The organism is Mycoplasmopsis agalactiae 14628, assembly GCF_000266865.1.
GTDB lineage: Bacteria > Bacillota_I > Bacilli_A > Mycoplasmatales > Metamycoplasmataceae > Mycoplasmopsis > Mycoplasmopsis agalactiae_A.
Window position 1 is genome coordinate 42,617 of the sequence record NZ_AJPR01000003.1, and the last position, 12,757, is coordinate 55,373.

8 protein-coding genes are annotated in these 12,757 nt (G+C 29.1%); 4 read left to right on the plus strand and 4 right to left on the minus strand.

The window, feature by feature from the left end; all coding sequences use genetic code 4:
- Positions 1 to 62 precede the first annotated feature (62 nt).
- A complete protein-coding gene (locus tag MAGB_RS00265; protein WP_004023828.1) occupies positions 63 to 2,942 on the minus strand; it encodes an AAA family ATPase in 2,880 nt (959 codons plus the stop codon).
- Between the two features lie 296 nt (positions 2,943 to 3,238).
- Between MAGB_RS00265 and MAGB_RS00270 the strand changes: the two genes are divergently transcribed.
- Positions 3,239 to 4,801, plus strand: coding sequence for a BspA family leucine-rich repeat surface protein (locus MAGB_RS00270; RefSeq protein ID WP_004023829.1), 1,563 nt, complete (start codon positions 3,239 to 3,241; stop codon positions 4,799 to 4,801).
- Positions 4,802 to 4,896: 95 nt separating this feature from the next.
- On the opposite strand, the gene MAGB_RS00275 is transcribed toward MAGB_RS00270, so the two are convergent.
- Positions 4,897 to 7,359, minus strand: coding sequence for an MAG6410 family transglutaminase-related lipoprotein (locus MAGB_RS00275; RefSeq protein WP_004023830.1), 2,463 nt, complete (start codon positions 7,357 to 7,359; stop codon positions 4,897 to 4,899).
- A 211-nt stretch (positions 7,360 to 7,570) separates the two neighbouring features.
- Between MAGB_RS00275 and dcm_N the strand changes: the two genes are divergently transcribed.
- The 3 genes from dcm_N to MAGB_RS00290 are packed head-to-tail and all read left to right on the plus strand — an operon-like array spanning position 7,571 to position 9,988.
- Complete coding sequence (gene dcm_N / locus MAGB_RS00280) at positions 7,571 to 7,972, plus strand: DNA (cytosine-5-)-methyltransferase N-terminal subunit (RefSeq protein ID WP_036433087.1); 402 nt, start codon at positions 7,571 to 7,573, stop codon at positions 7,970 to 7,972.
- Between the two features lie 19 nt (positions 7,973 to 7,991).
- Positions 7,992 to 8,786, plus strand: a complete 795-nt coding sequence (gene dcm, locus MAGB_RS00285; RefSeq protein WP_193364025.1) for a DNA (cytosine-5-)-methyltransferase — start codon at positions 7,992 to 7,994, stop codon at positions 8,784 to 8,786.
- The gene (locus MAGB_RS00290; protein ID WP_004023831.1) at positions 8,765 to 9,988 is read left to right on the plus strand and encodes an MAG4270 family putative restriction endonuclease; all 1,224 of its coding nucleotides are present in this window, start codon (positions 8,765 to 8,767) and stop codon (positions 9,986 to 9,988) included. Before dcm ends, MAGB_RS00290 begins: the two co-directional genes overlap by 22 nt.
- Before the next feature lie 217 nt (positions 9,989 to 10,205).
- On the opposite strand, the gene MAGB_RS00295 is transcribed toward MAGB_RS00290, so the two are convergent.
- Together MAGB_RS00295 and MAGB_RS00300 are read right to left on the minus strand one after the other, a co-directional pair.
- Positions 10,206 to 11,147: an Mbov_0729 family lipopotein gene (locus tag MAGB_RS00295; protein ID WP_004023833.1), complete on the minus strand. Its 942-nt coding sequence runs from the start codon at positions 11,145 to 11,147 to the stop codon at positions 10,206 to 10,208.
- 316 nt (positions 11,148 to 11,463) lie between these two features.
- Entirely contained in the window at positions 11,464 to 12,498 is a 1,035-nt protein-coding gene (locus MAGB_RS00300; RefSeq protein WP_004023835.1) for a zinc-dependent alcohol dehydrogenase, read from the minus strand.
- Positions 12,499 to 12,757: the final 259 nt, after the last annotated feature.

Consider the following 12,757-nt stretch of genomic DNA (forward strand, 5'->3'; position numbering starts at 1 on the left):
TTAATGTAGTTGAAATAATTGTTCTTATTGAAAAATAGCTTAGAAACTTTATTTTTATTGTTTTATGTATATATCAATGTTATTATTAAGCCTATTAGAAGACATACTGCAAGAGTGACAAAATATCCTGTTAACTGTGCTTTGATTTTTTTCTTCTTTTGTTTTTTTAATGATTTTTTGATAACTTTCTTGGTATTTAATTGCGATTGTAAAGTGAGTTTATTTTTGTTTTTTGATCTGTTTATATTATCGGCTATCATTAAGTTTTTATTATTTAAATCTTTATTAGTATATAAATTAGTGTTAACCTCACGAGGTTTTTTAGCAATTTCTTGTAAGCTGTGGCCAGTATAATTTTCATTAATATGATTATTTAAATGACGATTTGTTTTAGGTGTATTTATGGTTATTGAATAATTATTAGATTCAGCAACAACATATGTTTCTCTGGCTGTTAATTCATCATTTTTAATTACTCTTTTAATTCTGTTATTAGTTACAAATCCTTCGTATGTTAATTCAAGCATTTGCATAATTTTAAGCTCGTCTATTGCATCAAACAATGCATTATGAATTTCACTATATTTACTATTTCCTGATAGTAGTCTATATATTGGCTCAACACCTCAATTTGCTCTTAATGCCCCGTTTTTAAATGTTGGGGAATCTTTAGGTATAAAATCATTAGTGTTAATATTTTTAGCAGGTATACTAATGTCAAATCAATTATATAAATCATGTAATTCAGGCAACTTACTGTAGTCAAATTTTGTATATGAAAATCAGTCATCTATATTGTAGTAATTTAAAAACTGAATAAGTTTCTCAATTGCTTCATCATATGTATTAACCACATAATCTTTTATTCCATATTTCTTTAATTCTGGAATATGGTAAACATGTTTATACATTGATTCATATTGTTCACGTTCACCTATTAATCAGTAGTTTTGGTCAATTAAACTGAAGCTGTTTTTATCTGCTATAGCAACACCTATCGACACTACTTCATTTGAAAAATTTGTTTCAACATCAATTACTGCAATATTGTTGCTTTCAGATATAACTTCATAATATTCGTCTTTTTCATCTTCTGTTATAACTCATGATGCATCATAGTTTATGCATTTATTATCAATTTTAAAATTACCTTTTGATATAGCTATTGCTACTTTATTTGCAAAATCATTTTTGTCTTTTATTTTTATGTTATATACCTTATTATTTTTAACATTTCAGAGAATGCCTTTATCTAAATTAAGTGCAAACATATACATTGCAGTTTGCAAAAAATGATTTTGTGATAATTCATTAACAAACTTTAGTTCATAAACAGTGAGATCTTTTACAACATCTGCAATACCATATATATTCATACTATAATAATTTAGATCGTTTGTAAACGAAAAATTGCATCCCACCTGAACTCTTTCATTTTTATTTAACAATGTGCTAATTCTATTATGAATAAGTTCTTTTTCATTTTCATTAACAAAATCAACTGTTGCTTGCTCTATGTATCGCTTTTGATTTGTTTCCATTGCAGTTAATAACAAAATCAAATCATTAACTGTGTCTCTTCGTTCAATAAAATCTTTATAGATTGTATATCACCTTTTGTCTTTATGTCTTAATAGAAATTCAATTTCTTCTTTTATATTATATGAACTAAAGTATGATGCTTCCTGATAAATACCAATACATGGACTTAGATCTATCAAATGATCATTTGGCTTTATATTAATTATAGAATTATCTTTTACATCAATTAATTCAACATCTAAACAGTTATATGCATCAGCTAAATGCTCGCTAAACTTATGATCAAACATATCTGAAACTGAATAAAAATATACAGGTCGTTCCTCAATTAGTGCACCATTTTTAAGCATCTGCTCATCTAGCAAGTCATCATATTCATTATAAAAAATAATTTTTCTTTTGCCGCGGCTTGCTGCAACAGCAAAAATATTTTTAATAATTGTAAAATTAACATTATGTTGAGCCAACCTTCATTTATAGTATTCATATGATCAGTCAAAAATAACACAAATTGGCCTCTCTAAACCTTTAGAACTATCAAATGTTGTAAAAATTGCAGAATCTTTTTTGGGCTCTACTATTCTTTCTTCATCTCGTATGCTTGCATATACAGTTTTTTTATTGAATTTTTCTGGATAATCATTTTCTAATGTGTTAAGCACTTCAGTAATTATTCCTCCTCTGCTTCCTAAACACAAAATATCTTTAGGGTTTTGAGTTGACAAAAATTGAACGATTTCATCTTTATTTTTGTATTCAACCTCACAATTTTCATTCACGCCTACAATGTCTTTGTTTCAAACTCTGCCAAGCATTTTGCCATGTTCTTTAGGCATTCTAAATGATTGAGTGAAACTAATTTTTTCATAATTAATCATGAAGCTACTTATGAATTCATCTGCTTTTAAAGTTGTTGCATCATATATTTTTTGATCCATATCGCCAACAGCTATGATTTGGATATTTGGATTATAATTCTTTATTCTTATCAACAAATTGCTAATCTCAGTGTTAATGTCTTGATATTCATCAAGAACTAAAACATCGTAAAATCCAGGTACAATATCAGTTTCTAGATAGTTTTTAATAGCCTCGCTGCTTGATGTGTTTATCTTGTTTTGCATAAGGATTTTAAATGCAAATCCATGATAATTTGTTCTTTCTACGTTTTCATTCATGATTTTGTTTCTAGCATCAAGCTTAAGCAACTTATTGTATGTTAGATACAAAATTTTCTTTGTTCTTGGCAACTCGTTGCATAATACTTGTATTGCAGTTGTCTTACCACTACCTATACATGCATCTACCAAAACATTTTTATTTTCTTTGACTAAGTCAATCATTCTTTGTTGTTCAGAAGTTAAATTACTGTATGATAAAATAAAGCTGTCAGAACTCATATTACCTCTAAAAATTAGTATTATTGAAAGCACTACTAAGCATAGTTTGCAAAAATTTGCCCTTGTTTTAGGGCAAAATGCAACAATTTATTTTAAAAATGATACACTATATCCCATGTTACTATTCCATATGGAATAAATATGAAATAGTTTCTATAAAAATTTAGTTTTGGGATATAAACATTGCAAAAATACCACAATTTTATTGTGATATTTTTATCATTATGCTTTTTGACTAAAACTCCTTATTTATAATACTGCAAGAATATTTTAATAAATTAAAAGGACATGTAAAAATGAAGAAAAAACTTACTATTGCCCTTTCATCAGTGATTGGTGCTGCTGTGCTAATAACTGCTATTGCAGTTCCAGTTTCTTTACATCAAAAAAATAAAAAACCACTTATGATTAATAATAATTTTGATGCTATCAAGAATCCTAAAGATATGAATGATTTAATGATAGATGATATGACCGGAAGTCATCCACCATCAATGAAATCTGAACCAGTAGATCTTAGTTCTCTTATTAATAAAGCTAGTTTAGGCTTAATAATTACACAAAATAATCTTCCTACCGAAAAAGAACTATTAGATTTAGTTAAAAAAGAGAATCCTAGCTTAAGTGATGAAGCCTTGCAGTCCTTAAGTTTTGAAAATATTTCAAAAGATGGCTCAACTATTACTTCAAAAAATAAAGATGATTTTTCTGGAGAAATAAAATTAGAATACAGATCTAGAACAAGCAGTGAACAAGAAAAATATCACAATGAAACAGTTGAATTAGTAAAAACAACATGGGAGAAGTCATTCAAAAACAAAATACATAGTCTTATGACATTTGGTGAAATTTTTGACAGCTTAGTAAAAAAGGTTAATAGGCAGGATAGCAAAATTTCTATTGAAGAAAGTGATAGGAGCATAATGCCCGATTCTCCATTTAGAGCCAGCACAAATAATGGTGGTTCAAGAACTGGTACAACAGGTTCATCCTCTACCTCTATCACAACCACATCACAAAAAGAATTTAAAATTAAAGTTGCTGATAAGCTGGAAATTAAATTAGAATTAGGAAAAATTACATCAGGAACTGTCCCAACAAAATATATTAACAAGAATGGTGTTGAAGTTTCCAGTACTAATCCTGACCTAGGAAATATTAATGCAGAAATTATTACACAAATAGGATATCATGATCATAAGGGCACAATAAAGATAAATGCTTTTCCTAAGAATGTTAAAAAAGTGCCCACTAACTTACCGACAATCATTACAAGTTTAGATTCTGCATTTAGTGGATTGGAAAGTGAAAAAGTTTCTGGAATTGAAAGCTGAGATACATCAAATATAACAGATTTAACAAATGTATTTTATGGAGCAAAAAAATTTAATCAAGACATATCAAAATGAAATACTTCAAATGTCACAGATATGTCAGCAGCATTTTATAATGCTGAAAAATTTAATAGTTCATTGGACAACTGAAAAACGGACAAAGTAACAACAATGCGTGCAATGTTTTATGGAGCTAAAGAATTTAACCAAGATATTTCGTCATGAAAAACAGATAAAGTTACAGACATGGGATTTATGTTTTATGGTGCCGAAAAATTTAATCAAAACATATCAAAGTGAGAAACTTCAAATGTAACTGATATGCGTTATATGTTTTACAATGCAAAAAAGTTTTCTCAAAGTATAAAGAACTGGCAAGTTTCGAAAGTTACCACTTGCGACAACTTTTGCACTAATTCTGGTTTAAATTGCAAAAAAGAAAAGGATGAATGTAAATTTGAACATTGCCCCAACTTTTGTGCTGCAAAAGGAAGTAAGTGTGGAATGTGCAAAAAAGCAGAATAATTTTGACATGAGATAGCTGATTGTGGTTTTGTTGTACAGCTCTATAAAACAGACAAAAAAGAAAACTCCGTCGTTGGAGTTTTTTGTTTTTTGATTTAGCTAATTGTAACTGTAATTGCTTCAGAAGCTAATGTGTTTTCATTTGCAATTGTTCTTATTTGGTAAGTTCCGCTAGCTAAATTAGAAAGTTTCCTGGTTGTTATTTTTGTTCAGTTTCCTTGATTTTCTAAACGAAATTCCATTGTGTTATCAACACCAACAATTACCTTGTTATGAACTCTAACCTTGTTTCTTAGATCGCTGTCATTACCTTTTAGAAGTGGAATAACTTGAATATCAGATTCATACATATCAGTGCTATGTTTATGACGAACTGAGATTGAACCAAGCACAACATTATTTACTACGAAGTCATCGCCAGTAATGTCTTTTCACTCGCCAAAATTATTACGGTATTCCATGCCTAACGAAACATTAGTTAACTTAATTGAATTATCGCTTAATGAAATTATTTTAGCTTCTGGAGATTGATGTTTTTGAACATCAAATTCAAATTCATTTGAGCCACTTATGTTAAATTTGTAGCCATATTTTTTGATATCTAATTTGACTTTAGTTTTTTCATATTTTTCAAAATGATCAAGGTAAACGATGTAGCCATCATTAACTTTTTCGATGCTATTAACTTTAGCATTTGTTGTTACAAAGTTACCTTTTTCTAAAGTTACTTCATTAGGGTTTAGAGAAACTTTTAATGAATATTTACCAAATGTTTTATTTGAATTAGTGTTTGTGCTTACTGATGCATTAATTTCTTTTAGTTGAAAACTATTGCTAAAGTCTTTAAGTATATATCTAATCTTCTTGTAGCTTACTCAAGGAACATTAGATTCATGACGCTTATCAATTCTTACACTGCGCTCGGCTAATTTTTTCTCAAAGTCTTCAATATTATTTGGCTGTGCATGAATTTCTAATCAGTTAGTATCACTAAAATCACTAGCTTTTTCAAATTTTTGATCAAATAACGCTAATGCTTCTTCAGTATTTGAAACAAAGTTTGTTCGCTTATAATTTCTAAAACGATTTCCCATTCTGTCTTTGTAGTAGTTATAAAAACCATTTGCATAGGTAAAATCCTGATCATGCATTAAGAAGTAGTTGTAAGTGATTTTTCTTGCATCACTTCTGTCTCTTGCTTTTCCTTTAGTTAAGTCAACCCTATCAGAAGTTGTGTCAACATGGTATCATTTACCATCAATTTCAACTAAATTTCAAGCATGCTTTGTAGATCTTCAGCTAGCTATATTTCCAGTCATCATAATACTTGGAATTCCCAATTCTTGCATTAGCATATTAAAGCCATTTGCATAACCAGTACATACAGCATTTTTTAAAACTAATGCTGAGTGAGCTGATTGATCTTTTCAAATATCGCCAGTGTCTGTATATTGAACATTGCTAGTTAATCACTCATGAGCTTTAATTATTTTCTCTAGTGTTGTTAAATTTTTTCAATTTGCAACTATTTGTTTAGCTGTTTCTTTAGCTTCCTTTAATTCTTTTTCTTTTCTGTCTTGATCTTCATTATTGACAGTAACAATCGCTCTATATAAATTACCTTTATATTCAGCTCATACTTCAGCACTTCATTGACTGCTTGTGTGTTTTTTGCCTGAAATATAGCCATTTTCGTCAAGCACTAAGTATGTTCTATCGTCATTTTGATTAGCATCAAAAACTAAATCATTAGGATAAGAAGTTTTTTGATATCACTTAACACCTGAAACTACTTGCTTAGTTTCATTATCAATTAATGAAAGCTGTTTTTTCTCACTTCCATCACCAGTAACCGATACACTTTGCATATTAAGAGCATACTTAGGATGTGAATAATAATTTCAAGCTATCATTTCATTTTTATCTAGCAACATTTTATGAACCTGTTCTTTTGTAAGAGTTCTTTCATGAAAAGGTTCATCATATTGAACAGGATAATTAATTACAGATTCTGTTACAGCTGAAGATGCAGTTGGCAATTCACTTGCATTGCTTGAATAATTTATAGAACTTGTGCTGATTGTATTATTTTCAATTATTGTTGATGCACTTGTAGGGGCGGCTGTAGATGTATTGATCGTATTTGTAGCGCTATTAATTATGGCTTCGCTGCTAATTTCAGCAGGTGTAGTAATTTCTGTTTCTGGCTGTTTCACAGGCTCTTTAGGTAAATTGGCGACATTTTTAGCTTCATTTTTATTTGCTGTTGCACTTGATGCAGAATTATCTGCTTTATTTTCTAAATCCAACTTAGCATTTTCAGTAGCAACTGTTGAAATAGCAGCACTAGCATTTTCAATAAAATTATGATTTTCAGTAACTAAAGGCAAGATTTTTTCAAGCTCTTCTAATTTTTCTTCATAGCGTGAGTTAACTGTGTTTATTGAAAAGCCATTACCATTTCCGTTGCCGTTACCAAATTCACAACTAGCTGAAATTACAGAAGTTGCAAAAATTGAACTTAAAGCCAAAACACTAAGTAATTTATTTTTCTTCATACTAACCTGCTTCTATCACATTTTCTTTTTGCAAATAATTTATTCACATTATAAATGTGCTCCCTAATTTAATAACAACTTTTTTAAGTAATTTAAGCAAAATGTGAAACAATTTTCCATATATTTTTTAGCTTTTTTTATTGTCATAAATCATCATATACAAAGCTATGTTAATTATTTAAAATCATAAGCGCGATAAAATAATTAAACTATGAAAAATATTAAGATTTATGAACTATTTGCTGGTATTGGGAGTCAATATAAGGCTTGCAAAAATATTGCAAGTAAGCTTAAGGTTAATTTTGTAAGCTTAGGAGCTTGTGAATGATACATTGATGCAATTATTGCTTATATGAAAATACACTATGGTAGTGTTTTACATGAAAGCGAGCTAAGCAAAAATGAAATGGTGAATTTATTGAATAAATTTACTTTTTCAGCTGATTCAAAAAAAGAAGTTGGAGTAGCCTATTTTTCAAGAATGAATGAATTAAAATTGCGCTCAATTTTCCCTTATCTTTTCGGCTTTGTAAATTACGACTATTTTAGCCAGAAATGAGATAAATCTAAAATAGAAAATAGGGGGGGGGCACGAGTTCCACTCGTTTACTAATATCAAAGATATTCAGATTTTGCCCAAAGACATTGATATTCTAACTTATTCATTTCCTTGCCAAGATATTTCCCAGCAAGGCAATCAAAAAGGCATAACAAAGCAAACTAGATCAGGGTTGCTTTATGAAGTCGAAAGAATTTTAAAAAGCAACAAAGATAGACTCCCTAAAGTATTGCTTTTAGAAAATGTAAAAGCTTTAGCATCTAAAAAATTCATAAATCAGTTTCAAGATTGAATAGCTTCTTTAAGCGAATTAGGCTATAAATCAGCCTGAAAAGTAGTTAACTCAGTTGACTATGGTTCTGTGCAAAATCGTGAAAGAGTATTTTGCATTTCATATTTAGCAAACAATGATTTTAATTTTCCGCAGGCAGTAAAATCATCCAAAAAATTAGAACATATTGTTTTTGATAATTCACAAATGAAAAATTGCAATGAACTATTGCAATATTTTCATGATAACTTTAGTGAAACAAAAAATCAGATTGTCAAAACTAAGCTACTTGGTTACACTAGCTTTAATTCTGAAGCATATGTTTATTTGCCGACTAAACTAGGACCAACATTAACTGCTTCAGGTGCAAATGCTAGACTAAAGTTTTACTTTAAGCAAACTAATGAGCTTAAATTAATGTCTTCTAAGCAAGCATTTTTATATATGGGCTTTACTGAAAATGACTATTTTAAGGCAAAAGAAGGAAATTTAATCAGTGATCAAAAATTAATTTTTTTATGTGGCAATTCAATTTCAGTCGAAGTTTTAGAAAGCATTTTTAGGCAGGTTGTAAAATGCAATTTAGTAAAAGTATAAGAAAATACAGACTAAATTTTGCCACTAAATCACTAAATAATAAAAAATCAAATAGTGCTAAAGCAAGAGGCTATATAGACTTATATATTGATACTTTTGATGAAATAATGTATTTAGCTTACTGAAAAATAAACTTTGATTATCTTGTAATAGATCAGTATACAACTAGATCATGATTTGAAGATAAAAATAGTAACTTTAAATCGCGTAACTCTTTATTTAACGAACTAAATATAAGCCAGCATCCTAGACCTAGTATAAGTGCTAACTTATTGTATGAATTGGATCCCCAGGAGTTAGAAATTGCTAACTCATGATTTAACTCACAAGCCTATAAATCAACTTTAAAGAACATAATCTCTATTATTAAAGGAAACAATGCTGGTGGATCATTTGCTAATCCAAAAGCTGCTGAAATAGTTTGCACAAACTTAAATAATGATAATGAAGTTTACAAGGAAAACTTAATTATGTTTTTAGATAATATCAATTTTAAAAATTCATTTATAACTGATGTAAATGAATCAAATATTGAATATTATGACTTGGCATGATCCAAAGAACCAGCCAATATTAACGCTCTTATAAGTTTAGTTAAATCAAATGAAAAATATAGGCATTATGAATTACTTTTAGATTTAACTTCTAATTTAGAAAAAGAAGTATCAATTAGAAAAGAAAAATTTAATGCATGAAAAAAATCTATAAATCATTTAATAAAAGAAACATCTACAACAGGTAGAGCAATGTTGCTAGCTAATCAAGATATTGCTCGCAAGAGAGCTAGTGCTTCAAGAATGAATATAAATGTTTTTGAAGAAGACTACTATACTTATGAAAATGCTCATATTTATGATGTTAGAGCCATAAAAAATAGACTTTCTGAGCTTATTTCTAAAAGCTTTCAAAAGCATAATACTTCTGCAAAGCAAATAATTAACTCTAATGAATGTCAAAGTGTTCTCAGCTTAGTTGATGATGAAAACAACCTAATAAATTTACCAAAACAAGTACATGATTGATTTGATGATAACAGATTTACATATGATCAAAATGGGGTATTAGTTTTGCTAGATAATACTTTAAAAGTAGATGAATATAACGAATTTAAAAAGTGTACTAAAATTCCATTTAACTTTTTAAACAACAAGCGAAAAGAATTTATAAATTTAAGAAATTCATTTCGAAAAAATGATGTTTAGAGGCTTATATAAATAATCAAAAAGACAAATTAAAAAGAGCAACAATTTGCTCTTTTTAAATTGCTTAATTTAAAGTTAAAGTGCAACACTAATTGAAATAAAATTAATTGTAGAACTCTTGAATTTTCAATCAAGCTATATAAATCCCTGTTGATATATTAAAGTGGTATTTATTTAATTCAAATATAGAAAGTGTTTTAACACTAAAATAATATTGTTATTTTGCTGGTTTATATTTTTTATAAGCTCCAGTTAATTTTGTTTTAACTTTTTCAAATAATTCAATGAATTTTTTCTTGTCTTTTTCTAGTTCACGCGCAGAAGTTAAATTAGAAATATCATCAAAAATATCAAATAAATTATTTAAATCATTATCATCATAGCCTAATTTTTTAAGCAATTCTTTATCAGCCTTGCTATCAAACTTTTTTATTGTTTCAGTATAAACTGAGTGAAATTTGTTATTTAATTCTGTAATTGCAGGCTTATCTTTAATTTTTTCATCTATTTTTTCAAAACTATTGAAAAAATTGTATAACAGTTCAAGTCTTTTTTCAGGTTCTGTCTGGCTTGTTGCTGTGCTGCCGTTAGAATTGTTTGAAGAATCTGGAGCATCTGCCATAGGTTGTTCAGTTCTGTCAGTGCCTTTGCCACTCTCGGACATAGTTTCCTCAGTTCTGCTTCCTGAAGTTGCATTTTCTCCTTGATTTGATGAATTGCTATTTTCAGTTGTTTCAGTCCTTTCAAATGATTCAGGAGCAATAGGAGTGTCAGGTTCCGCTGGTGATTCAGAAGGTTCAGTCCCATCATTCATTGGAGTCATTACCTCTTCATTCATAATTTCTTCACTATTGGTAGAGTCTGTATTTGCATCATTTGGAGTAGTTTCAGCATGATTTGATTCCTCTCTGCTTCCTGGAGTTGCTTGACTATTTTCTGATGAGATTGAGCCGCCACCTTGCCCACTGTCTAGGCTACCAGAATCTATATTAGTGTTAATATTTATGTCTGGATTATTTTTAGTATCATCATTATTATTTTTCTCATCTTCTTTGTTAATAGTTGGCGATGAATCGGTGGTGTCACATTTAGCAGCTACAAATGGAATTGCACTAAGTGACGCTACTGAGCCTAAAATTAAAAATTTTGATTTTTTCATAATATTATTAATATGCTTTCTTTGATTAATGTTCGTTATAGAAAACGAATTATATAAGCAAGAAATAATAACCAGAGAGAGAGAGAGAGAGAGTCGGAAAAATATGTAATTATTTCCATACTTACTGAATTAGTATTATTTAACATATTGTATAAAAATTAAGCTTGTCATAAATTAACCCACCAATAAAAGCAAAATCAAAAAGCAACAGATGCCTAAAAACTCTGTTTTATAAGACTTAAAGGAAAATAAAAGCACATATAAAAACATCCTGGTTTTTAATTAATCAGGATGTTTTTTGATTAAAAAAATTAATTTATTCTCTAAAGTCTATTACAGCTCTGCCGATTAACTCGCCCTTAGATAGCTTTTCAAATACATTTTTTACTTCGTCTAGACTAATTACTTGTCCAACTTTAGATAATATACCCTTTGTACCTAAAATTAATGCTTCTTTAGTGTCTTGTCTTGTGCCAACAACTGAACCAAGGACATGATTTTCGCCTGAAATTGTGGCTAAAATTGATAAAGGAAACTCAATTTTGCCATTTTCATCTTTTGGTGGAACGCCAACTAATACTTGCTTGCCTGCTCTACGCAAAATATACATTGCTAAACTTGCTGAAGTAGCAGAAACTGAAGTATTTATTACTGCATGCACACCACCATTAGTAATTTCTTTAATTTCTTGAACTAATGATAAATCATTAGCATTAAAAATGTAATGTGCACCTTCATTTTTAGCTGATTCTAATTTCTTATTGTCAATATCTATAGCAATAATATTTAGACCCATAGCTTTAGCATATGCTATTGCAAAATGACCTAGTCCGCCAATTCCAATAATAGCAACATAATCACCAACTTTTAACTCAGCTTGCTTAAGTGCTTTATAACTAGTTACTCCTCCACATAATATAGGAGCTCCAGCAACAATATCTAAATTACTTGGTATAGGCAAAACATAATCTTCATGTCCAATTGTATATTCAGCAAAAGTTCCTGGTTTAACTAAAGAAGTTACAACTCTAGAAGTACATAAAATTTCTTTGCCACTTATACAATATTCACATTGCCCACAGGCACTAAACATATAACCAACACCCACTCTGTCGCCAACTTTTATTTTGCTGCATTTTGGGCCAACTTTAGTAACAATTCCTATTCCTTCATGCCCTGGCACCATTGGATAATTTGGTTGTCTAGGTCAATCAAAATTTGCAATATGCAAATCAGTATGACACACACCACTAGTTTCTAATTTAACTAAAACTTCATTATCAACTGGTTCTGGAATATCAATTAATTCAACACTATATTCTTTAGGACCTTTAACCACAAAAGCTTTCATCTTGCTCATCTTTAACACAACCTTTATTAATAATCACTAATTATTAATAAATGATATTAAGTTATATTGCTGAACTTTAAAATGTGGAAAAAAATAGCCTGTTTTTTTATATAGAAGGGAAGAGATAAAAAATAAAAGCAGAATAGTGGGTTTCTGCTTTTATTTGCTTATAAAACAGGGCTTTTGGTTAATTTTACTTATCATTTTTTTCACTTTTTTAGATATCTAATTATTTTGTCTATATAATTAGACAATATTG